Below are 22,184 nucleotides of genomic sequence, written 5' to 3'. Positions count from 1 at the left end.
AGCCCGCGTCCAGAGAAGCCTGTAGAGGTTTCGGGCGCCGTCACCTGTGTCACCGATGCCGGTTTACCTCGATCGTCGAACTGCCACGCTCGCCGAGCAGAGCCCGCCGCACCCGGGCCATGTGCGCGGCACAGTGGGATTGAGCTCCGTCACCGTCCCCGGCAGCGATCAAATCGACGAGCTGCTCGAACTCACGGATCGTGCGACGCCGCGACGTAACCGGCTCCCCTTGGCTTCGCGTCAGGACATCAGCCACTGCCGCACGGGTAATGACCTCATTGATCATTTCGCAGATGATGATCAGGGTCTGGTTGCCGGCCAACTGCACCATCTCGCTGTGAAAACCAACCATCGCCGTAGTGCAGGCTGTCGGATCCTGAACGGTGCGCTTCATCTCGACCACGAACTCACGTAGGCGCACAGCGGCACGTTCACGTCCGCGGGACAACGCGACCATACGCGCCAAGGCAGGTTCGATAACGGCACTGGCTTCGAATACATCGGCCAGCGAGATGCTGCGAGACTGCATCACGAGGGCCGCCGCTCGAGCCGTCATGCGCTGATCGGGCCGGTGTACGACCACACCGCCCAATGCACCCCGCAGCACCGAAATCAGACCTTCGGCCTCCAGGATGCGCAACGATTCGCGCAATGACGGACGCGACACCTGGAAGCGTTCCAACAACTCGGCCTCGGTGCCCAGGAGGTCCCCCTCATCGAGCCTTCCGGCGATGATGAGGTCGCGCAGTTCGTCGGCAATCTGCTTGGGTTTTCCCGACGCTGAGCCGCCGGACGTTCCACCCTTCGCCGCAGTCGGCTTGGCCACTCGTCTCCCTACCGTCCGATCATTCGGAGCAACACCTCGAACAACGACCAAACTATCCGATGGCCCAATCGGGGTAGTAGCCGTCAGCCCCCGTGTCGCTCCGCGTTCTTTACAAAGAATATATCTAGATATTTAAATAGGGTCCTGGAAGCCGGGACAACATCCGCGGCATGATCGACTTCACCCTTGGGGGCTGTCCAGTGAGCAACTTCGAGTTCACGGTGGCAACGCATCTGCCCACCCTTGACCACTATCGACGGGACTGGACTCCGGCGCCGGATGTCGGGCTCGCTGGCATGTGGATCGGCGCGGTGGTCAATGATGCTGCGGGACAGATATATTGGGGACTACGCGGGGCCGATGACTTCATCGCCGGAATGACACATGTGGTGTCACCAATCACCGGCTTCAAGAAGCTGCCCGCGTCGTTCGATCCCGACCCGCCACACCTGTTCGCGGAGTACTCGAACATCGACTGGTTCGAGCCGATGACCTATGCCGACACCGACGCCGACGCCGACGCCGACGCCGACGCCGACGAGAAGGTCACGCTGAGCTATCCCAGCGGACGCATCGAGCGCGACGCCGCCGGCGGATTCCACTGGCACGATGCGAGCGGGCGCTGGGAAATGCACGGTACCAACGTCACCGACGTGTTCACCGTCCATGTTCCGGAGCAGCGCGGTGTGACTGAGCAGGTGTATTACCGCCATGAGCTGATGGCCGCCACCGGGACCATCGAGGGTGTACCCGTCTCGGGCTACCTGCACCAGGACTACGCCTACGGGCCACCCGGATTGGTGTATCCGGAGCTCCCCATCGCCAGGCACCTGCAGGGTATGTGGGTGTCGTGGGTACACGAGTACCCGGACGGAGCATGGGGCGGCGGCTGTTTCTGGCAGGGGCGCGACGGCGTCGCGTTCGGCCCCGGCTATCAGGTCGTCGACGGAGTGACCACCGCATACGACGACATCACCGCAACGCCGACGTTCGACGGCGCCCGCAAGCTGACCAGACTGGACGCCAACATCGGTTCGGACACATACACATTCACGTTCGACACGTCCGGCAGCTACATCCACTACTTCGGCCGTCTGGTGTCCGGTTCGTCGGGCAGGGATCCCGAACGCAGCTGGTGCTGGGTCGAGCACGCCGGTGCGCTGCTCACTCCCGAGATCCTCGACATGGTGATGGCGTCCTTCGACCTCGCACGCGGACGATGACCCAGGCAGAACCGCGCAAGTTCCATCTCCTGGCGGCGAATCCCGGCAAGCGGCGCACCGAGATCATCTATCTGGTGTGGTTTCTCGTCACGGTTCCGCTGCAAGGGCTGGCCGTGATGAATCTCAGCTACGACCGGCCCAATGACCCCGCACTGGTCGGTCAGGCGATCGTGATGGCGCTCGGCACCCTCATCTGGCCGCTGGTGTTCCGGGTCCCCGAAGACCGCGGGCGCCCACTCACCGAGCTGTACGGCTTCCGGATGGGTGTCTTCCTGACCATCTGGGCTGTGTTGGGCGGGTTCGTCGGCACCGACCCCTGGTATGAGGTGCTGCACGGCCACTTCGCATTCAACACCGCATGGAATCCCAATGGCGTACCGCTGTTCATGTTGCCCATGACCATCAGCGTGTTCGGCTTCTACACCGTCATCTTGGGAACCCTCTACCGGGTGCTCAGCCAACTGCTGGACCGCACCGGCGGGGTCCTGCACCGCGACTCGCCGACCCGCCACGCCGTCCTGTGCCTACTCCTGGCCGGCATCATGCCTCTCGGCAAAACGTTCGCCTACTCGGGCTCCAACTACTGCTTCGACAACGGTGTCGGCATGTGGGGTCTCAACGTACTCATCTACGGCTCATGGCATTTCGCGGCGCTGCTGTTCTACACCCGCTGGGATCGGCTACCGGGCGAGCGCGCTTCGCTGAGGACTGCCGTCGTGTCGGGGTTCGCCACGATAGGCGTCCTGATGGTGCTGATGACGATCACGAAGACTTTCATCGCTCCGCACTTCGTCGACGTAGTCCACGGAGTGCGCCACCTCAACGACTGGAGTCCGGACAACTGCCTGGGGCCGAAACCGTAGCGGTCACGCCGGATCGCGCTCGACGACCAGCCCCTCCTGCACCAGAGTCGCGGCGACCGCGCCGTCGGCGCGCAGCAGGCTCGACGTGATCAGGCCGCGGCCTCGCGCGGCAGCGGGTGAGCGCGACTCCAGCAGATTCCACTCCCCGGCCCGCACCGGACGGTGAAACCAGATCGACGAGTCCGTCGTGCCACTGCGGTGACTGCGCGACCGCATGCTGTGCCCGTGCACGGCCAATGCCGGATCGATCCCGTACAGGTCGGTGATGTAGACCGCGATGAGCGTGTGCACCAACGGATCCTCGGGCAGGTCGGTGGTGACACGCCACCACATCCGGCGTACGAACTCGTCGCCCTCCCCGTCGTCGGCGATGCGGATGTCGAACTCGTCGAGCGGCAGGGACGGCGCCGGGCCGGGCGGGCCGGTACACGGCAGCACCTCAGGATCGTGCGGCATCGCACTCAACCCGTGCTCGGGCCCGGCGAGCGCCGTCGCGAACGACACCGTCGCCGTCGTCAGCATGCGGCCGTGCTCATACGATTCGACGCGCCGGGCCGAGGTGGTGCGCCCGTCGTACACGTGCTGCACGCGATACTCGGCGGCTTCTCCGGCGTCCCCGCCGCGCAGGAACTGCAGGTGCATGTTGGTCGGCGCCCGGTCATCACCCACCGTCCGACAGGCGGCCGCCAGGCTCTGCGCGGCCATCAGACCGCCGTAGGCCCGCTTGCCGGCCGGACCGCTGGCCTGCCCCGTGAAAGCCTCCCCGTCGGCGGCAGCATCTGGCCGGACGTCCAACAGCGTCAGCAGGGTGCTCACCGCTCGTCGGCACCCGTTGCGACGGTACCGGATTCGGTCAGTGCCACGATCTCGTCGGCACCGAGCCCGAGGTGTTCGGCCAGTACGGCGGTGGTGTCATCCCCGAGTGCGGGCGCGGGGACCGCGGGCGGGTATATCCCACCGATCGATACGGGCAGACCCGGTGCCAGGTACGTACCGATGCGGGGTTGCTCCAGTGGGGTGAACAGCGGGTTGGCGACCACCCGCTCGTTGACGGCAACTTCGGCGAAGCTGCGGTACCGCTCCCACAGCACCGAGGTACCCGAGAGCGCCGCGCTGATCTCCTCGGCGGTGCGCTCGCTGAACCAGAGAGTAAATAGGCCGGTCAGGGCGTCGCGGTGGGTGTAGCGCTGACCTTCGTCGCTGAAGTCGGCCCCGAATGCCTCGGCAAGGGCGGCAACGGCTTTGGTGGTCCCGGTGACCTCGGTGAGGTCGCGGAAATGCCGGCCGGTCAGCGCCACGAGCATGAAGCCGACGCCGTCGCTGCTGGTGAAGTTCTGCCCGTAGGTGCCGTACAGGGTGTTGCCGAGCCGTTCGCGGCCGGTGCCGTTGATCATCACCTCGGTCAGGAATCCGAGATTGCCCGCCGTGGCGAGTGCGACGTTCTCCAGGGGAATGCTGATCCGTGCGCCCGCACCAGTGGAATCGCGGTGGCGCAGTGCGGCACTGACTGCCAGCGCCACATACAACCCGCAGCTCACATCCCAGGCCGGCAGCACATGGTTGACCGGGGTGGCCAACTGCGCAGGCCCCGTGACCATCGGGAAGCCCAACCCGGCGTTGACCGTGTAATCCACCCCGGTGCCGCCGTCGGCGCGCCCCGACACCTCGACGTGGATCAGGTCGGGGCGTAACGCGGACAGGACATCGTACGAATGCCATTGCCGTCCAGCCACATTCGTGATGAGTACGCCGGCCTCGGCGATCAGCCGCTGCACCAGCTGCTGTCCCTCAGGTGAGCGCATATCGGCGGCCAGCGAGCGCTTGCCCTTGTTCAGGCCGGCCCAGTAGATGCTGTCGCCGCCATCGGTGAGCGGCCAGCGGTGATAGTCGGCAGCTCCCCCGATGGGATCCACCCGCACTACCTCGGCACCCAACTGGGCAAGGGTCATGCCGGCCAGCGGCACGGCGACGAAGCTGGAGATCTCGATGATGCGCACCCCGGCCAGCGGACGGGTCTGATCCGGCGTCACAGGTTCTGCCATTCGGTCAAGCTATCAAGCCCGTTCACCGACCAGTTTCACCGCGGCGCCCTCGATGGTGTCCTCGGACAACAGCACCTCCAGTGCGGCATCGCCCAGTGGGATGAAGCTGTCGGCACTGGCCACCCGCTGCACCCGGCCGGTGAAGCCGTGGTCGACCAGTTCGGCCAGCACCCCTTCACCCACACCCCCGGTACGGCGGGTCTCATCGACGATGAGCACCCGGCCGGTCGTGTCCGCCTCGCGCAGCATGTCCTCGACCGGCAGCGGCGACAGCCAACGCAAGTCGACCACACGGGCCGCGATGCCGGCCTCGGCCAACCGACGGGCCACCCGAAGGCTCATCCACAGTCCGTTCCCGAACGTCAGGATGGTCAGATCGGTGCCGTCGCCGTAGGTGCGGGCCCGGCCGATTTGTACCGGCTCCCCAGGGTAGGGCGCCGGCCACTGCTGATCGCCGTCCTCGTAGAGGTCCTTGGTGTGATACAGCGCGATCGGTTCGAGGTAAATACACACCACGCCAGCACTTTTCGCTGCGGCAACACACGTGTGCAGCATCGCCGCGGCATCGTCGGGCCGGGCCGGCGAGGCGATCACCACTCCGGGGATGTCGCGGATCGCCGCGATCGAGTCGTCGTTGTGGAAATGACCGCCGAATCCCTTCTGGTAGCCGTAGCCCGCGATCCGCACCACCATCGGGTTGCGGTACTGCCGGTTGGAGAAGAACTGCAGCGTGGCTCCCTCGCCGCGGATCTGGTCGGCGGCGTTGTGCAGATAGGCCAGGTACTGGATCTCCGGGATCGGCAGCAGGCCCGAGACACCCGCTCCCAAGGCCAGGCCGAGAATCGTTTGTTCGTCAAGCAGGGTGTCGAATACCCGCGCGGGTCCGGCAGCAGCCTGCAGGCCGCGGGTCACCCCGTAGACCCCACCCTTGCGGGCGATGTCCTCACCGAACGCGATCGCCTCCGGGTGCTGCGCCAGCACATCCTTGAGGGCCCGGTTGATGGCGAGAGCCAGGGTCAGTGGCGGCCCACCGGGCTCTCCCGGGGCGGCGACGGACACCGCCCGGGCGTCGTCGAGCGTTTCGCGCAGCGGTTGCATCACCGCCGTCGCGCTGTCGAGCTGCGCAGACCGGCAGAGCTCCCCCGCCAGGTCGATCACCTCGGCGCGTTTGGCCTCGTAGCGTCGCAGCACCTGTTCTGGCGTCAGGATGCCATGGGCCACAAGTGTTCTCGCGGTATTGAGTACCGGGTCACGCTCATAGTCGGCAACGATGTCGGCGGGCCGCCGGTAGGCCTGTTCGTAGTCGGTGCCGGCATGTCCCATCAATCGCACCGTACGCAGATGCAGGAACGCAGGCTTGCGCTCGCGGCGGACCCAACCGGCCGCGGCGCGTGCGGTATCGAACGCATCGACAAGGTCGCTGCCGTCGGCCGCGAAGTACCTCAGTCCCGCACGGTCCCCATAGGCGCGGGCGATCCAGCCGCGCGGCGTCGGCGTGCTGATCCCGATGCCGTTGTCCTCACAGACGAACAGCAGCGGCATCGGCAGGCCCTGGTAAGCGGCGTGCAGGGCCGCGTTGACAGCGCCGACAGTCGTCGAGTGATTGGCCGAGGCGTCCCCGAAGCTGCACACCGTGACCGCATCCTCCGGCCATGGGCAGGTCACACCGAGCTTGCGGGTGCGGGCGATCGAGAACGCCACCCCGACCGACCGTGGCAGATGTGAGGCAATGGTGGAGGTCTGCGGAATGATGTTCAGGTCGTGACGGCCGAACACCTTGTGCCGCCCACCGGAGATCGGTTCGGCGGTGGCCGCCACCAACCCGAGCAGCACGTCACGCAGTGGATCAGAGCCGTCGACCTGCGCGGCGCGGGCCAGGTAGAAGCCGCCCGACCGGTAGTGCAGCAGCGCCGGATCGCTGGGGCGCAGTGCCGCGGCGACGGCGGCGTTGCCCTCGTGCCCGGAGGATCCGATGGTGTAGAAGCCCTGCCCCTGTGAGCGCAGCCAACGCGCGGCCAGGTCCAGGTGCCTGCTGCCCAGCTGAGCATCGAAGAGCTCCAAGGGATTCCGCACGTTCAGCGACGACACTCCCCCGGGGCCCGGCGCGCTGAGCGCCGATACGGTCGCGGTGAAGTACGAGTCGATGGGCTCGATTGTCATCTCAGATCAGCTCGATCGCCTCGGCGATCGACGGCAGCACCCGGCTGGGCCGGAACGGATAACGCTCGATGTCCTCGACCGACGTCGAACCGGTGAGCACCAAGATGGTGTCCAGCCCCGCCTCGATCCCGGCCACCACATCGGTGTCCATCCGGTCTCCCACCATCACGGTGTTCTCCGAGTGTGCCTCGATCCGATTGAGCGCGCTGCGGAACATCATCGGGTTGGGCTTGCCGACGAAGTAGGGGTCGCGGCCGGTGGCCTTGGTGATCATCGCGGCCACCGACCCGGTCGCGGGCAGCGGCCCCTCCGCCGACGGGCCGCTGACGTCAGGGTTCGTGGCAATGAACCGGGCACCGCCGAGGATCAGCCGGACGGCTTTGGTGATCGCCTCGAACGAATACGTGCGGGTCTCCCCCAACACCACGTAGTCCGGATCGATGTCGGTCAGGGTGTAACCGGCCTCGTGCAGGGCGGTGGTCAGCCCGGCCTCACCGATCACATAGGCCGAGCCGCCCGGCAGCTGATCATCGAGGAACGCGGCCGTCGCCAGGGCCGACGTCCAGATCGACGCCTCGGGGACGATCAAGCCCGAGCGCGCCAAACGGGCGGCCAAATCACGCGGCGTGAAGATCGAGTTGTTGGTCAGCACCAGAAACGGCCGCTGCTTGTCGGCCAATGTCTGCAGGAATTCGGCGGCACCCGGCAGCGCATATTCTTCGCGCACCAGGACGCCGTCCATGTCGGTTAGCCAGCACTGGGCAGGTGAACGCACGGGTCCAGTGTCCCAATTCGCGCTACAGATCAGGGCTCAACCGGGCAATAGCGGTGTAAAACGCACACCGAGACTGCACTCAGGGACAGATTTTTCGCGATTCTTGTCCCTGAGCGCAGTCTCAGTGAAGGGCAGCCCCAGAGATCAGTTCGTGTGCTGATCGGCGACGTCGAGCGCCTTGTCCAGGATCGCCAGACCCTCGCGCGCCTCCTGCTCCGAGACGTTGCACGGCGGCACCACGTGGACGCGGTTGAAGTTGGCGAACGGCAGCAGGCCGTTGGCCTTGCACGCGCCGATCACGGCGTTCATCGCCGGGCTGGAGCCACCGTAGGGCGCCAACGGCTCCCGGGTCTGCTGATCCGCGACCAGTTCGACGGCCCAGAACACACCGGCGCCGCGCACCTCGCCGACGCTGCGGTGCTTGGCGGCCAGCTCGGCCAGGCCCGGCGCCAGCACCTCGGCACCGATCTTGGCCGCGTTCTCGACCATGCCCTCGTCGGCCATCGCGTTGATGGTCGCCACGGCGGCCGCGGTGGCCAGCGGATGACCGGAGTAGGTCAGCCCACCCGGGTAGGAACGATGCGCGAACGTCTCGTAGATGGCCGGGCTGATCGCCACACCACCGAGCGGCACGTAACCGGAGTTCACGCCCTTGGCGAAGGTGAGCAGATCGGGCACCACGTCGAAGTGGTCGATGGAGAACCACTTTCCGCTGCGGCCGAATCCCGCCATCACCTCATCGGCGATGAACACGATGCCGTAGCGATCGCAGATCTCGCGCACCCCGGCCATGTATCCGGGCGGGGGCACCATGATGCCGGCAGTACCCGGGATCGACTCCAGGATGATCGCGGCGATGGTGGACGGGCCCTCCATCTGGATCAGCTTGTCGAGGTACTCCAGCGCGCGCTGGGATTCCTGTTCCTCGGTCTCGGCGTAGAACGACGAGCGATACAGGAACGGCCCGTTGAAGTGCACGACGCCGGCGTTGCCGCGGTCGTTGGGCCAGCGCCGCGGATCACCGGTCAGGTTGATCGCGGTGTCGGTGCCGCCGTGGTAGGCGCGGTACCGCGACAGCACCTTGTAGCGGCCGGTGTGCAGACGGGCCATGCGCACCGCATGCTCGACCGCGTCGGCGCCGCCGTTGGTGAAGAACACCTTGTTCAGATCGCCGGGGGTGCGCTCGGCGATCAGCCGGGCCGCCTCCGAGCGGGCCGCATTGGCGTACTGCGGGGCCACCGTGCACAGCTTGGCGGCCTGCTCGGCAATGGCGGCAACAACTTTCGGGTGCTGGTGGCCGATGTTGGTGTTGACCAACTGGCAGGAGAAGTCCAGCAAGCGGTTGCCGTCACCGTCCCACACGTAGGAGCCCTGCGCGGCGGTGATCGTCATCGGCGAGATCTCCTCCTGCGCCGACCAGGAGTGGAACACGTGTGCGCGGTCGAGTTCATAGGCCCGCGCGGCCTCGGCCTTCGCCGCCTCCACGGTCAACCCGTTGGGCAGCACGGCGGACTCTTGAGTCACAGTCATGGCTGAAATTCTCTCACTTGTTCTCGGGGAAGCCGAGGTTGATGCCACCGTGGCTGGGGTCAAGCCAGCGGGTGGTGATGGCCTTGGTGCGAGTGAAGAAGTGCACGCCTTCGGCGCCGTGTGCGTGGCTGTCACCGAACAGCGAAGCCTTCCAGCCGCCAAAGCTGTAGTAGGACATCGGAACCGGGATCGGCACGTTGATGCCGACCATGCCCACCTCGACCTCGTTCTGGAAGCGCCGTGCGGCGCCGCCGTCGTTGGTGAAGATCGCGGTGCCGTTGCCGTAGGGGTTGTTGTTGATCAACGCAAGAGCCTCGTCGTAGGTCTCCACCCGCAGCACCGACAGCACCGGGCCGAAGATCTCGTCGGTGTAGACGCTCATCTCGGGGGTGACGTTGTCCAGCAGGGTCGGGCCCAACCAGAATCCGTCGGCCCCGCCGTTGGCGATCACGGTGCGGCCGTCAACCACGACCTTGGCACCGTCGGCCTCGCCGGCGTCGATGTAGGAGGCCACCTTGTCCCGGTGAACCTTGGTGACCAGCGGACCCATGTCCGAATCCTTGGTTCCGTCACCGGTTTTGATGGTGCTGGCGCGCTCGGCGATCTTGGCGACCAGCTCGTCGGCGATCGGGCCGACGGCGACGGCGGCCGAGATGGCCATGCAGCGCTCACCGGCAGAACCGAAGCCCGCGTTGACCATGGCGTCGGCGGCCAGGTCCAGATCGGCGTCGGGCAGGATCACCGCGTGGTTCTTGGCCCCGCCCAGGGCCTGTACGCGCTTGCCGGCCGCGGTGGCGGTGGCGTAGACGTACTGGGCGATCGGGGTGGACCCAACGAAGGAGATCGCCTTGATCTTGGGGTTGGTCAGCAGCTCGTCGACCGCGGTCTTGTCGCCCTGCAGCACGTTGAACACGCCCTCGGGCAGGCCGGCCTCGGCCCACAACCGGGCCATCCACAGCGCGGCGCTGGGATCCTTCTCCGAGGGCTTGAGCACCACGGTGTTGCCCGCAGCGATGGCGATCGGGAAGAACCACATCGGCACCATGGCCGGGAAGTTGAACGGCGAGATGATGCCGACCGGGCCCAGCGGCTGCAGCACGGAATGCACGTCGACGTTGGTCGAGGCGTTCTCGGTGAACCCGCCCTTGAGCAGATTCGGGATACCGCAAGCGAACTCGACGACCTCCAGACCGCGGCTCACCTCGCCGAGCGCATCGGAGAGCACCTTGCCGTGCTCGCTGGTGATGATCGCGGCGAGTTCTTCCTTGCGGGCGTTGAGCAGCTCGCGGAACGCGAACAGCACCGAGGTGCGCTTGGTCAGCGACGCGTCACGCCAGGCCGGGAACGCCGCAACCGCGGCATCGATCACCGCACGCGCGTCATCCACGCTGGCCAGCGCGACCTCGCCGGTGACCTCGCCTGTCGCCGGATTGGTAACCGGGGCCGTGGCCGCCGAAGCGCCGGCAAATACCTTGCCGTCGCGCCAGTGCTGGATGACATTGCTCATGGATTCCGACCCTTCCTGTGGCGGTAAGTACAGGTATTACTCTGGGTCACCATCGGCTCCGTCGAAGCCATCATCTTGTAAGTCTGGCCGATTAGTTCATTACACTTTGTAAAATGATCCCAACCGTGCGCGACATCGTGGGACTCCCGGTGGTGCAGGCCGGCGAGCCCGAGGTCCTCAGCGCACAACAACTGGACCGCCCGGTGCGCTGGGTTCACGTGAGCGATATGCCCGACCTGGCCGGGCTGCTGCAGGGCGGCGAGCTGGTGCTGACCACCGGCGCGGCACTGCGCGATGCGCCGCGCGACTACCTGCGACGGATGCAGCGGGCCGGCGTCGTCGGCGTCGTCGTCGAACTGGGCACCCGTATCGAATCGCTGCCCACCAGCGTCGGCGAAATGGCACAGACCCTCGGCCTGGCGCTGGTGGTGCTGCACCAGCAGACCAAGTTCGTCGAGGTGACCGAGGCGGTGCACCGGCTCATCGTCGCCGACCAGTACGAGGAGCTCGAGTTCGCCCACCGCACCCACCAGACGTTCACCGAGCTCAGCATGAAACGCCCGTCGATGGCGGACATCGTGCGGGCGACGGCCGAGATGATCGACGAATCGGTGGTGTTGGAGGACTTGTCCCGCCAGGTACTGGCGATCTCCCCCCGCCATGAGCCGGCCACCACCGTGCTCACCGACTGGCAGCGCAGATCCCGGGCGATGACCGAACCCTGGGCGACCACCGCCGTCGGACCTCGCACCGAGGAGTGGGGCCGGCTCATCGTGCCGCACGCCCCTGCCGCCCCGGCCAAGACCAAGATGGTCCTGGAACGGGCCGCACAGGCACTGGCCCTGCACCGGATGGCCGAACGCGGACGGACCGGCCTCGAGCATCAGGCCCAGAGCGGGTTGATCGACGACGTCCTTGGCGGGCGGATCGCCGACGACCGTGAGGCCGACGCCCGCGCCCTGGGCCTCGGCCTGCGCGCCTCGGGGCCCTACCTGCCGACCACCGTCCGGGTGGGCGCGCCGGCGGACCGGCTCGACCCCGTCGGCACCCAACGCCGCAACCTCCGCATCCTCGACGCGGTCACCCACGGCGTGAAATCCCAAGGGCACAGCGCGATCTGCTCCATCCGGCGCGACGGTGAGATCGGCCTGGTGCTTGCTCTCAACCCGCGACGTGGGGTGAGCGCCGATGCCACACTCAGCCGTCTGGCCGAGGGCTGGCGCGAGGCGGTCGCCCGCGGCGGCGACGCCGACAAGGTCATCATCGCCGTCGGCGGCAACGCCGGTGCGTTCGCCGATGCCGTACACGGCCTGCGCGAGGCGACCCACGTCGCCGAGGTCGCGGCGTCGATGTCGGACCTGCCACGCCCGTTCGTACGCGCCTCCGACGTCCGCCTGCGTGGACTGATCACCCTGCTGCTCGATGATCCCCGGGTCCAGATGTTCGCCGAGACCGAACTCAAGGCCCTGTTGATCCACGACGCCGAGCGGGGCAGTGACGACATGGAGGTGCTGCGGGGTTACCTGGAACTGGCAGCCAACAAGTCCGCACTGGCCAAACGCCTGCACATGAGCCGTCCTGCGCTCTACAACCGGCTGGCCTCGATCGAACGCCGCCTCGGCGTCAACCTCGATGACGGTGAATCGATGACCTCACTGCACGTAGCGCTACTCGTGCTCGACGCGCAGGGCAGCGCCAGTCCGCAGCCGACACCCTGATCCGCTCAGTCGATCAGGAGCTTCTTCTGCACCTTGCCCATGGCGTTTCTGGGCAGCTCGCCGACGAAGACGACTTCACGCGGCCGCTTGTGCTGCGACAGGGTCTGGGCCACGAATTCGATGAGACCGTCGGCGAGCTGAGGCCGGTTCCCGTCATCGGTCACCACGTATGCCACGACCCGCTGTCCCAAGTCGGGGTCAGCACGCCCGACAACGGCTGCCTCACGCACCGACGGATGGGCGAGCAGTGCGGTTTCGACCTCGCCGGCGCCGATTCGGTATCCGCCCGACTTGATCAGATCCACCGATTCCCGCCCGACGATTCGGTGGAACCCGTCCGTGTCGCGGGTGGCGACGTCTCCGGTGATGAACCAGCCGTCGTCGGTCCAGGCGTCCGCGGTGGCTTCGGGCCGGTTGAGGTAGCCGTCGAACAGCATCGGGCCGCGCACCTGGAGCCGTCCGATGCTGCTGCCGTCGTCGGGAACAACCTGACCGTCTTCGGTGCGCAGCCGGGTATCGACGCCGAGGACGGGTTGACCGACCGAGCCGGGCCGGCGTTCCCCGTCCGCGCGGGTGGACAAGGTGATCATGGTCTCGCTCATCCCGTAACGCTCGATCGGCGTGCAACCGGTCAGCTCGGTGATGCGGTGGAAAACCGGGGTCACCAACGGCGCGCTACCCGATACCAGCAGGCGGGCACCACGTAGCGCCCGCGCCGATGCTTCGTCGGCGGCAATGCGCGACCACACCGTGGGCACGCCGAAGTACATCGTGCCGGCCGCGGCGGCATAGCGCTCCGGTCGCGGTTTGACGGTATGGACCACCCGGGAGCCGATGCGCAGCGAGGCGAGCACACCGAGCATCAGTCCGTGCAGGTGGAACAACGGCAGACCGTGCACCACCGTGTCGTCGCGGGTCCATTGCCAGGCGTCGGCCACGGCGTCGATGCCGGCCGCCAACGCCCGATGACTGAGGTTGACCCCCTTGGGTGCACCGGTGGTCCCCGACGTGTACAGAATCATCGCGACCGCGTCGGGTGACGGTGCGTCTGGCAATTCGCCACTCCCACGGCCCTGGACGGTTGCCGCTATCACGGGAAGTTCCGAGTCCCGATGCGGCGGTCCCGCCCAGCACGTGACGCGGGCGTCGGTGAGCATGTGCAGCAGCTCAGCAGAGCCGGAGTCGGGTGGAATCGGCACTACCGGGACGCCGGCCAACAGGCAGCCGACCACAGCGACGACCGTCTCCAGCGTCGGTTGGGCACACACCGCGACCGGTCCCCCGTCGGGCAATGCGCCGGCAAGCGCACGGGCAGCATCGAACAGCTGCGCCCGCGACATACTCCGGGCACCGACCGAGATCGCGGCGGCGGTGTCGACTGAGTCACTCCCGGCAGGGTCAAGAGACGTCAAAAGCATGGGCGGACAGGTCCTTTCATTGCTGGTGGCTGACACTCAGAACACCGTGCCCGGGAGGACGAGGGTCCCGACGAGCAGAACCGGGCCGATCACCACCATCGACAACCCCCAGCGCATCAGCAGCCTGGTCATCCGGGGTCGTTGCGCTTCGTCGACGGTGGTGGCGACCAGCGTCGCGCCCACCGTGGAGAAAGGCGAGACGTCGACGATCGACGCGCACACACCGAGCGCACACATCAACGCCCAGCCGGGGATGCCGCCGGCGGCCACCAGAGGCAACGCGAGCGGAACCAGAGCCGCCAGCATGCCGGTGGTCGAGGCGAACGCCGAAACAAGACCTGCCACAAGGCATATGAACAGTGCGGCCAGCAGCGGAACACCGATGTGGCCGGCGAACTCACCGAGCAGATCGACCGCCCCCAGCTTGTCGAGCACGCCGACGAACGTGATGATGCCGCCCACCAGCAGAACTGTCGACCAGTCGATACGGGGAATCGCCTTGTTTCCCGATCGCGGGTCCGTGAGGGTGAGCACCGCGCCGAGCGCGAAGGCCAAGACGCCGATATCGGGATCCATGCCTGCCAGCGACATTCCGATGACCGCACCGATCAAGCCGACCATGGCCATCACGGTGGCGATCTGATTGCGGGTGAAAGGGTTTCGTTCCGGACCGGATGGCAGGTCCGGGCTCGACGCGGCGCCCAGCGGGACACCCCGCGCACCGCCGCCGACGGCGACCAGTCGGTCATCCACCGACAGGGATACCGCCGGAGCTGCGGCCACATTTCGGCGCAGCAGCTTGAGTCCGCCGAACAGGACGTACGCGGCCGTCAGCAGCGCCAGGTTGACCATGAGCGCCACGAAGAACAGCACGAACGGGTTGAGGTCGATGCCGGCCTGATGTGCGGTGCCGTAGGTGACGATGCCGAACAGGCTGGTGGGCGCGAACGCCCCGGCGCTCAGGCCGGTGCCGATCGACAGTGCCATCAGCATCGGATCGATCGCGCGCTTGTCTGCCACCATCATGCCGATCGGCGCCATCACCAACCCACCCAGCGGGGAGCCCATCGCCGAGATTGCCGCGGTCAGCAGGAAGAACACCAATGGCAGCAGCACTGTCCGATGCCCGACCTTGGCCAGGGTGACCTCGATGATCCGGTCGATGGTGCCGTTGACGTGGGCGATCCCGAAGAAGTACGTCACCCCGACCAGCAGCACCAGGATGTCGATCGGGAAGCCGTCGACGATGTCGTCGATCGGCATGCCCGCCAACCCGAGCCCCACCCCGCATGCCGCGGCGAACATCAACACGCCCAGGTGGGCGTTGCGCCATGCCGAAACCGCGAAGACGCCGACAAAGATCGCCAGCGCCAGCAGCTGAATTGTCATTCCTCGCCTTTCGAAACGTTGGACCCGCTTCCCAATTGGTCCACTGTGTGGCACAGTGGTCTACTGTATGAACCGGTGCGGGTAAGCTAGCTCACATCTGCGCCACGGGTCAATGTGGATCGCCGAGGAGGGCGCGTGTCGACGAACAGCGTGGTGTCCGCGTTTCAGGTGTTGGAAACGGTCGCAAGAATGCAGCCCGTAGGTCTGTCCGAGCTCACGCGCGCGGTCGGCCTGCCCAAGAGCACGGTGCAGAGGTGTTTGCTCACGCTGCACGAGATCGGCTGGCTACGACCGACCTCCGCGCAACCCACCCGATGGAACCTGACGTACCGGGCGTTTTCCGTCGGCAGCCGGGCCGGCGATCATCAGCTGATGCGCGAAACCGCGCTCCCGTTCCTCAACGAGCTGCAGCTCGATACCACTGAGACCATTCACCTGGCCGCACCCGACGGGCCGGAGTTGGTACTCATCGAGCGCTTGGACACCCCACATCCGCTGCGCGCCTTCATGCCGTTGGGATCGCGAATTCCGTTGCACGCCTCAGCAACCGGGATCGCGTTTCTCGCTGCCAGCACCGACGATTACGTGGCGCAGTACCTTTCGCACCACCTCGCGCCGCAGACCGAACACACGATCACCGATCCGGGCCGGTTGCGCGAGACCATCGAATTGGTGCGGACGCGGGGATACTCGGTGAACGAGCAGGGCCTGAACGCCGGCATCACCGCACTCGGCGCCAGTATCGTCAACGCACAGCGCGAACCCATCGGCTCGGTCTCGATATCGGGACCCAGCAGCAGGATTACGGCCGACAAGTTCGCCAGGTTCGGAAGTGCGGTGCGCGAGACCGCGCACCGAATCTCCGCGGCACTGTGAACTCGCGCAGAACTCTGGAGAGGCGATACCGAGATGGCTGATCGCAACGTGCTGGGTGGCCCGCTGGCGGAGTGCGGCACCGACCCGCTCACCGGCTTCTACCGCGACGGGTGCTGCTCGACCGGCGACGCCGATGCGGGCCGGCACACCATCTGTGCGGTGGTGACCGCCGAGTTCCTCGAACACCAGCAGTCCATCGGCAACGACCTGTCGACACCGGCCCCGCAGTACCGGTTTCCCGGCCTGACGCCCGGGGACCGCTGGTGTGTCACCGCCGTCAACTGGCTGCGCGCACACAATGACGGCAAGGCAGCCCCGGTGGTGCTGGCGGCCACCCATGAACGCACCCTCGAACTCGTGCCCCTCGACGTCCTTCAGCAGTACGCCGTCGATGTGCCCGACGACCTGGGCAGCCTCTGAGGCTCCGTAGGCTCAAGGCGTGAGCGTCGCATCCGAGCCGACCGTTGTTCTGGACAACCGCTTCGCCCGCGCCCTGCCCGAGATGGCGGTCGCATGGCGGGCCGAGGCGGCCCCGGCTCTACGACTACTCGTGCTCAACGAGCCACTGGCGGACGAACTCGGCCTCGACGTCTCCTGGCTGCGCAGCCCCGACGGGCTCGGCCTGCTGTCGGGCACCGTCGTGCCCGACGGCGCCACCCCGGTCGCGCAGGCCTACGCCGGGCACCAGTTCGGCGGGTACGTCCCTCGCCTGGGCGATGGCCGTGCGCTGCTGCTCGGCGAATTCGTCGATGCCGATGACCGTCCCCGTGACCTGCATCTCAAAGGATCGGGACGCACACCTTTCGCCCGCGGCGGCGACGGCCTGGCCGTCGTAGGGCCGATGCTGCGCGAGTACATCGTGAGCGAGGCCATGCACGCCATGGGCATTCCCACGACGCGGGCACTGGCCGTCGTCGCCACCGGTCGCGACGTCCGCCGCGAAACCCTGGTGCCCGGGGCGGTGCTGGCCAGGATCGCCGGCAGCCATCTACGGGTCGGCAGTTTCCAGTACGCCGTCGCGCATGCGCAGGCCGTCGGAGACATCGGGTTGCTGCGCCGGCTGGCCGACCACGCCATCGCCCGCCACCATCCCGGAGCGGCCGACGCCGCCAACCCGTACCTGGCACTGTATGAGGCGGTCATCTCGGCGCAGGCCTCACTGCTGGCGCGGTGGATGCTGGTCGGGTTCGTGCACGGTGTGATGAACACCGACAACATGACCATCTCGGGCGAGACCATCGACTACGGGCCGTGCGCGTTCATGGAAACCTATGATCCCGCAACGGTATTCAGCTCGATCGACCATGGCGGCCGGTACGCCTACGGCAACCAGCCGACAGTGGCCGCGTGGAACCTGGCCCGTTTCGCCGAAACCCTGCTCCCCCTGCTCGACGACGACGGCGAGCACGCCGTCGAGATCGCCACCCAAGCGCTGCACGGCTTCGGCCCCCAATTCGACGCGGCGTGGTCGGCCGGCATGCGCGCCAAGCTCGGACTGTCCGCCGATGTCGACGGCGAGGTGGCACGCACCCTGATCGACGACCTGATTGTGCTGTTGCAACAGAACCGAACTGACTACACGTCGTTCTTTCGTGACCTCGGCCGTGCCGCGCGCGGAGAAGGCACGATCGCCGCCGGATTCGACGAATGGCTGGCGCGGTGGCGCGCCCTTGGCCCCGACACCGCCGCGATGGACCGGGTCAATCCCGTCTACATCCCGCGCAATCACCTCGTCGAGGAAGCCCTGAACGCGGCGATGAACGGCGACATGGAACCCGTCGAGCACCTCATGACCGCCCTCGCGGCGCCTTACGACGACCGCCCCGGGCTCGAACGGTATGCCGCTCCGGCGCCTGCCGACTTCGGCGCCTACCGCACGTTCTGCGGAACCTGAGGACCAGGCGCTACCGTGGGTCGGGTGACGACGATCACGATGGACACCCCGGCCGGCCCGATCGACGCTCTGCTCAGCCTCCCCGGCGGCGAAGGACCGCGGCCCGGGGTGGTGATCATCCATGACGCGATCGGCTATGGACCGGACAACGAGGCGATCTCGGAACGCGTTGCGGGCGCCGGCTATCTCGCGCTCACGCCGAATCTCTACTCCCGTGGCGGCCGGGCCCGCTGCATCACCCGGGTGTTCCGTGAACTGCTGACCCAGCGCGGCCGGGCGCTCGACGACATCCTGGCCGCCCGCGACCATCTGCGCGCGCACCCGCAATGCAACGGGATCATCGGCATCGCGGGGTTCTGCATGGGCGGCCAGTTCGCGCTGATCATGGGCCCCAAAGGATTTGGCGCCTCAGCGCCGTTCTATGGGACCCCGCTGCCCAAGCGGCTCGACCAGACGTTGGACGCCTCGTGCCCGGTGGTGGCCAGCTTCGGCCGCCGCGACCCGATGGGCATCGGTGCCGCAGACCGGTTGCAGCGCATCGTCGGCGACAAGAACATCCCGGCCGACATCAAGGTCTACCCCGAAGCCGGGCACAGCTTCGCCAATCAACTGCCCGGGCAGGCCTTTCTGCGCATCGCCGGCTTCGGCTACAACGAGGCCGCCACCGCCGACGCCTGGTCGCGGGTGTTCGCGTTCTTCGACGAGCACCTGACCGCTAAAGCCAACTGAGCCCGGCCACTACCAGCGCCTCTGTTCCGGTGTCCAACGTCGGCTGGAGCACCGGGGCGAACCGGGGTGAATGGTTCATCGGAATGTCGGCGCCCACACGATCAGCGGCCACCGCCGCACGGAAGGCCTGCTCGTCGACGCCGCCGAAGCCCCAATAGGTGTAGGGCGCGCCGAGGGCAGCCGGGATGTCACCGAAGTCCTCACTGGCCGACCCGGCCGGCATGGACTGCACCCGGTCGCCGAAGTACTCGCCGAACGCGGCCTCGACGCGCGCCGTCACCGCACCGTCGTTGACGGTCAGCGGAAAACTCTCGTACAACTCGATTTCGGGCTCGCGGGGCGAGTCGGATGCCCGGCACTCGGCGATGACCACGCGCCGGATCGCCGCGAGTACCGCGGTGCGCACCGATTCGTCGAAGGTGCGCAGGTTGAGTTCGAGCACCGCATGGTCGCCGATGACGTTGCTCTTGATCCCCGACTGAATGCTGCCGACGGTCAGCACGACGGTCTGGCTCGGATCGACCTCGCGGGACACGATCGTCTGCAAGCGGATGACGATCATCGACGCCAGCACCACCGGATCCACCGTGGTCTGGGGCATCGAACCGTGCCCACCACGGCCGTAGACCGTGATGCGCAGGCTGTCGGCCGCAGACAACACCGGACCGCTGCGGGTACGCAGCTGCCCGGCCGGGGCCGGAAACACGTGCTGGGCCAACGCCACATCGACCGGGCCGACGAGATCGGCCAGGCCGTCATCGGCCATCCCGCGCGCCCCGTCGCCGACCTCCTCGGCCGGCTGGAAAACCGCAATCATGGTGCCGCGCCAGTGATCCGTCGCCCGGGCGAACAATTCGGCCGCGCCCAGTAGACACGTGACGTGCACGTCATGGCCACAGGCATGCATCACGCCGGGCTCGTCACTCGCATACGGCAGACCCGTCGCCTCGGTCACCGGCAGCGCATCCATGTCCGCACGCAACAGCACCCGGGGACCGTCGCCGTTACCCAGCACCCCGACCACACCGGTTCCCCCGACACCTTCATGGACGGCCAAGCCAGACTCCCGCAGGCGCGCAGCCACGACACCCGCGGTACGCCGTTCCTGATGCGAGAGTTCGGGATGCTGATGCAGGTCCCGGTAGAGCGGCTCCTGCCATGCGCGCACCTCAGGCAGGTGCGCCAGCACGGCCTCGGCGCGGCGACGAACATCGTCGGGTCCGGTACCGACCGTCGCCATCGCCTCGCCCCCTGACCGCTGTTACTCCGGCAACCGCAACTCGGGCTTTTCGACCTCTTCGATGTTCACGTCCTTGAACGTGATGACCCGCACCTGTTTGACGAACCGGGCCGGGCGGTACATGTCCCACACCCAGGCGTCGGCGAGCCTCAATTCGAAATAGACTTCGCCCTCGGAGTTACGCGGAATCAGCTCCACACTGTTGGCCAGGTAGAAGCGGCGCTCCGTCTCGACGACGTAGCTGAACTGCCCGACGATGTCCTTGTATTCGCGGTAAAGCGAGAGCTCCATCTCGGTTTCATACTTCTCGAGATCCTCGGCGCTCATCTGGTGTGCTGTCCTTCTGGTTGTGCTGATGCCCTGTCGACCATCTTTGCGTACGCCGCTTCAGCATGCCGCATTGGTGCCATATCCCGCCGCACGTCCGCCATCTCGGCGGCCCGCCGCACGCCGGTGATCTCTGCGGCCCGCCGCACGTTCACATACGAGTAGCGGTGCTCCGCACACGGCCCCAACTCCGTCAACGCCGCGGAGTGCGCCGCAGTGCTGTACCCCTTGTGCTCGGCGAACCCGTAGCCGGGATGGTGCTGCTCCATCTCGACCATCAACCGATCCCGGCTGACCTTGGCCAGCACGCTGGCCGCGGCGATGCAGGCGGCCGCGGCGTCTCCCCCGATCACCGGTAAGGAAGGCACCGCCAGTCCCGGAACCCGGAACCCGTCGGACAGCACGTACCCGGGCCGCAGCGACAACCCCGCCACGGCACGCCGCATGCCCTCGATATTGGCCACGTGAACACCGAGGCGGTCCACCTCATCCGACGGGATGAACACCACGTGATACGCCAGCGCATACCGGCGGATCAGGGGAAACAACCGCTCCCGCTCCCGCTCACCCAGCTTCTTGGAATCGTCGAGAGAGGCCAGGCTGTCCATCCGGTTGGGACCCAGTACGCAGGCCGCCACAACCAACGGTCCCGCGCAGGCCCCGCGGCCCACCTCGTCCACTCCGGCGACCGGGCCGAGACCGTTGCGATACAACGCGGATTCCAGGGTGCGCAGACCGGATGACCGCCGGATCACCGTCCGAGGCGGCCACGACGCTTTCACCGCTGGAGGCACAGGGCAGCTCCTAGGAGTCGGTCTGCGGGTCCCCGCCAGTGATACCGCCCCAGCGCGATGGCGGCCAGGCGATGAACCGTGCCTTTCCGATTACATTCTCCACCGGAACGGTGCCGGCCATCGGATCGCCCGTGCACAACAGACCTTCCCGTGCGTCGGCGGGCAAATTGCTGCAGTGCACCCGTGAGTCGGCCGAGTGGGTCCGATTGTCACCCATCACCCACAGCCGATCAGGCGGGACGGTGACCGGACCGAACTCATTGCCCAGACACGGATAGATGCTCGGGTCGGCCATCATGGTGGCCGGATCCAGGTAGGGCTCGTTCAGCCGTTTGCCGTCGACTGTCAGCCCGGTGTCGGCACGGCACTGCACTGTCTGACCGCCGACCGCGATCACCCGCTTGACCAGGTCGTTCTCGTCCGGCGGCACAAACCCCACAAACGAGAGGGCATTCTGCACCCAGCGGATGGCGGTGTTGTCCGAACGGATCGACTTGTAGCCGATGTTCCACGACGGCGGCCCCTTGAAGACCACCACATCACCGGGCTCCGGCTTCGAGAACCGGTAGGTGACCTTGTCGACCATGATGCGGTCACCCACGCAGCCGGCGCAGCCGTGCAGCGTCGGCTCCATGGATTCCGAAGGAATCAGATAGGGCCGCGCGATGAACGTCAGCGTGACGTAATAAAGCACCAAGGCGATGGTGGCCAGAATGGCAACCTCGCGCGCCGTGGAATGCTTGGGCTTGGGTGACTCGTCCGGCGTTTCGCCGGCAGCGGACTCCGCCGAATCTGAAACGGAATCTGGATCCGAGTCGGTTTCGAGGTCGTCCCCCGCGCGCGCATCGGCAGAGTCGGTGGGTCCGGTCACAG

The 22,184-nt window shown here is 66.9% G+C and carries 20 protein-coding genes; 7 read left to right on the top strand and 13 right to left on the bottom strand.

Annotated elements, in window-relative coordinates; all coding sequences use genetic code 11:
- Positions 1–49: 49 nt before the first annotated feature.
- Entirely contained in the window at positions 50–826 is a 777-nt protein-coding gene (locus ACWEFV_RS01165) for a FadR/GntR family transcriptional regulator (protein WP_418048435.1), read from the bottom strand.
- Positions 827–1,026: 200 nt separating this feature from the next.
- On the opposite strand from ACWEFV_RS01165, the gene ACWEFV_RS01160 reads away from it, so the two are divergent.
- Both ACWEFV_RS01160 and ACWEFV_RS01155 read left to right on the top strand, forming a co-directional pair.
- Positions 1,027–2,049: a hypothetical protein gene (locus tag ACWEFV_RS01160; protein WP_450068771.1), complete on the top strand. Its 1,023-nt coding sequence runs from the start codon at positions 1,027–1,029 to the stop codon at positions 2,047–2,049.
- Positions 2,046–2,912, top strand: a complete 867-nt coding sequence (locus ACWEFV_RS01155; RefSeq protein WP_450068770.1) for a hypothetical protein — start codon at positions 2,046–2,048, stop codon at positions 2,910–2,912. Before ACWEFV_RS01160 ends, ACWEFV_RS01155 begins: the two co-directional genes overlap by 4 nt.
- A 3-nt stretch (positions 2,913–2,915) precedes the next feature.
- On the opposite strand, the gene ACWEFV_RS01150 is transcribed toward ACWEFV_RS01155, so the two are convergent.
- The 6 genes from ACWEFV_RS01150 to ACWEFV_RS01125 all read right to left on the bottom strand — a co-directional run bounded on the left by ACWEFV_RS01150 (position 2,916) and on the right by ACWEFV_RS01125 (position 10,926).
- Positions 2,916–3,728 carry an acyl-CoA thioesterase gene (locus ACWEFV_RS01150; RefSeq protein ID WP_450068769.1) on the bottom strand — a complete coding sequence of 271 codons (813 nt, stop codon included), beginning with the start codon at positions 3,726–3,728 and terminating at the stop codon, positions 2,916–2,918.
- The gene (locus ACWEFV_RS01145; RefSeq protein WP_450068768.1) at positions 3,725–4,954 is read right to left on the bottom strand and encodes a CoA transferase; all 1,230 of its coding nucleotides are present in this window, start codon (positions 4,952–4,954) and stop codon (positions 3,725–3,727) included. The genes ACWEFV_RS01150 and ACWEFV_RS01145 overlap by 4 nt, the downstream gene beginning before the upstream one ends.
- A 12-nt stretch (positions 4,955–4,966) precedes the next feature.
- Positions 4,967–7,114, bottom strand: coding sequence for a thiamine pyrophosphate-dependent enzyme (locus tag ACWEFV_RS01140; RefSeq protein WP_450068767.1), 2,148 nt, complete (start codon positions 7,112–7,114; stop codon positions 4,967–4,969).
- 1 nt (position 7,115) lies between these two features.
- Positions 7,116–7,889, bottom strand: a complete 774-nt coding sequence (locus tag ACWEFV_RS01135) for an HAD-IIA family hydrolase (protein WP_135453634.1) — start codon at positions 7,887–7,889, stop codon at positions 7,116–7,118.
- A gap of 144 nt (positions 7,890–8,033) precedes the next feature.
- Positions 8,034–9,419: an aminotransferase class III-fold pyridoxal phosphate-dependent enzyme gene (locus ACWEFV_RS01130; protein WP_450068766.1), complete on the bottom strand. Its 1,386-nt coding sequence runs from the start codon at positions 9,417–9,419 to the stop codon at positions 8,034–8,036.
- 13 nt (positions 9,420–9,432) lie between these two features.
- Positions 9,433–10,926 (bottom strand): CoA-acylating methylmalonate-semialdehyde dehydrogenase, encoded by a 1,494-nt coding sequence (locus ACWEFV_RS01125; RefSeq protein WP_135453632.1) that lies wholly within the window; start codon positions 10,924–10,926, stop codon positions 9,433–9,435.
- Positions 10,927–11,039: 113 nt separating this feature from the next.
- On the opposite strand from ACWEFV_RS01125, the gene ACWEFV_RS01120 reads away from it, so the two are divergent.
- Positions 11,040–12,644 carry a PucR family transcriptional regulator gene (locus ACWEFV_RS01120; RefSeq protein WP_450068765.1) on the top strand — a complete coding sequence of 535 codons (1,605 nt, stop codon included), beginning with the start codon at positions 11,040–11,042 and terminating at the stop codon, positions 12,642–12,644.
- A gap of 5 nt (positions 12,645–12,649) precedes the next feature.
- Here ACWEFV_RS01120 and ACWEFV_RS01115 read toward each other — a convergent pair whose 3' ends face one another.
- Both ACWEFV_RS01115 and ACWEFV_RS01110 read right to left on the bottom strand, forming a co-directional pair.
- Positions 12,650–14,062, bottom strand: a complete 1,413-nt coding sequence (locus ACWEFV_RS01115) for an acyl-CoA synthetase (RefSeq protein ID WP_450068764.1) — start codon at positions 14,060–14,062, stop codon at positions 12,650–12,652.
- A 36-nt stretch (positions 14,063–14,098) separates the two neighbouring features.
- Entirely contained in the window at positions 14,099–15,451 is a 1,353-nt protein-coding gene (locus tag ACWEFV_RS01110; protein WP_450068763.1) for an SLC13 family permease, read from the bottom strand.
- Positions 15,452–15,586: 135 nt separating this feature from the next.
- On the opposite strand from ACWEFV_RS01110, the gene ACWEFV_RS01105 reads away from it, so the two are divergent.
- From ACWEFV_RS01105 to ACWEFV_RS01090, 4 genes are read left to right on the top strand one after another with little or no spacing between them, the layout of a single operon-like run.
- Entirely contained in the window at positions 15,587–16,327 is a 741-nt protein-coding gene (locus ACWEFV_RS01105; RefSeq protein WP_135453628.1) for an IclR family transcriptional regulator, read from the top strand.
- Positions 16,328–16,360: 33 nt separating this feature from the next.
- Positions 16,361–16,747 carry a DUF2237 family protein gene (locus ACWEFV_RS01100; protein ID WP_450068762.1) on the top strand — a complete coding sequence of 129 codons (387 nt, stop codon included), beginning with the start codon at positions 16,361–16,363 and terminating at the stop codon, positions 16,745–16,747.
- Between the two features lie 19 nt (positions 16,748–16,766).
- Positions 16,767–18,221 (top strand): protein adenylyltransferase SelO, encoded by a 1,455-nt coding sequence (locus ACWEFV_RS01095; protein ID WP_450068761.1) that lies wholly within the window; start codon positions 16,767–16,769, stop codon positions 18,219–18,221.
- Positions 18,222–18,245: 24 nt separating this feature from the next.
- Entirely contained in the window at positions 18,246–18,950 is a 705-nt protein-coding gene (locus ACWEFV_RS01090; RefSeq protein ID WP_450068760.1) for a dienelactone hydrolase family protein, read from the top strand.
- On the opposite strand, the gene ACWEFV_RS01085 is transcribed toward ACWEFV_RS01090, so the two are convergent.
- From ACWEFV_RS01085 to lepB, 4 genes are all read right to left on the bottom strand, one after another.
- The gene (locus ACWEFV_RS01085) at positions 18,937–20,139 is read right to left on the bottom strand and encodes an amidohydrolase (RefSeq protein WP_135459962.1); all 1,203 of its coding nucleotides are present in this window, start codon (positions 20,137–20,139) and stop codon (positions 18,937–18,939) included. The genes ACWEFV_RS01090 and ACWEFV_RS01085 overlap by 14 nt on opposite strands.
- 72 nt (positions 20,140–20,211) lie before the next feature.
- Positions 20,212–20,517, bottom strand: a complete 306-nt coding sequence (locus ACWEFV_RS01080) for a DUF2469 domain-containing protein (protein ID WP_003881082.1) — start codon at positions 20,515–20,517, stop codon at positions 20,212–20,214.
- The gene (locus tag ACWEFV_RS01075; RefSeq protein ID WP_286175278.1) at positions 20,514–21,299 is read right to left on the bottom strand and encodes a ribonuclease HII; all 786 of its coding nucleotides are present in this window, start codon (positions 21,297–21,299) and stop codon (positions 20,514–20,516) included. Before ACWEFV_RS01075 ends, ACWEFV_RS01080 begins: the two co-directional genes overlap by 4 nt.
- 22 nt (positions 21,300–21,321) lie before the next feature.
- Positions 21,322–22,182, bottom strand: coding sequence for a signal peptidase I (gene lepB, locus ACWEFV_RS01070; protein WP_450068759.1), 861 nt, complete (start codon positions 22,180–22,182; stop codon positions 21,322–21,324).
- Positions 22,183–22,184: the final 2 nt, after the last annotated feature.

It is taken from the genome of Mycobacterium sp. NPDC004974, from assembly GCF_053600815.1.
The sequence above is the reverse complement of the archived record's forward strand: the minus strand, read 5'-3'. Positions and strand labels throughout refer to the sequence as shown.

Excerpts from the sequence above, each read along its gene's own strand:
- ACWEFV_RS01110 (WP_450068763.1), bottom strand. The coding sequence starts at position 15,451 with ATGACAATTCAGCTGCTGGCGCTGGCGATCTTTGTCGGCGTCTTCGCG.
- ACWEFV_RS01140 (WP_450068767.1), bottom strand. The coding sequence starts at position 7,114 with ATGACAATCGAGCCCATCGACTCGTACTTCACCGCGACCGTATCGGCG.
- ACWEFV_RS01125 (WP_135453632.1), bottom strand. The coding sequence starts at position 10,926 with ATGAGCAATGTCATCCAGCACTGGCGCGACGGCAAGGTATTTGCCGGC.
- ACWEFV_RS01130 (WP_450068766.1), bottom strand. The coding sequence starts at position 9,419 with ATGACTGTGACTCAAGAGTCCGCCGTGCTGCCCAACGGGTTGACCGTG.
- ACWEFV_RS01080 (WP_003881082.1), bottom strand. The coding sequence starts at position 20,517 with ATGAGCGCCGAGGATCTCGAGAAGTATGAAACCGAGATGGAGCTCTCG.
- ACWEFV_RS01120 (WP_450068765.1), top strand. The coding sequence starts at position 11,040 with ATGATCCCAACCGTGCGCGACATCGTGGGACTCCCGGTGGTGCAGGCC.
- ACWEFV_RS01115 (WP_450068764.1), bottom strand. The coding sequence starts at position 14,062 with ATGCTTTTGACGTCTCTTGACCCTGCCGGGAGTGACTCAGTCGACACC.
- ACWEFV_RS01100 (WP_450068762.1), top strand. The coding sequence starts at position 16,361 with ATGGCTGATCGCAACGTGCTGGGTGGCCCGCTGGCGGAGTGCGGCACC.
- ACWEFV_RS01155 (WP_450068770.1), top strand. The coding sequence starts at position 2,046 with ATGACCCAGGCAGAACCGCGCAAGTTCCATCTCCTGGCGGCGAATCCC.
- ACWEFV_RS01145 (WP_450068768.1), bottom strand. The coding sequence starts at position 4,954 with ATGGCAGAACCTGTGACGCCGGATCAGACCCGTCCGCTGGCCGGGGTG.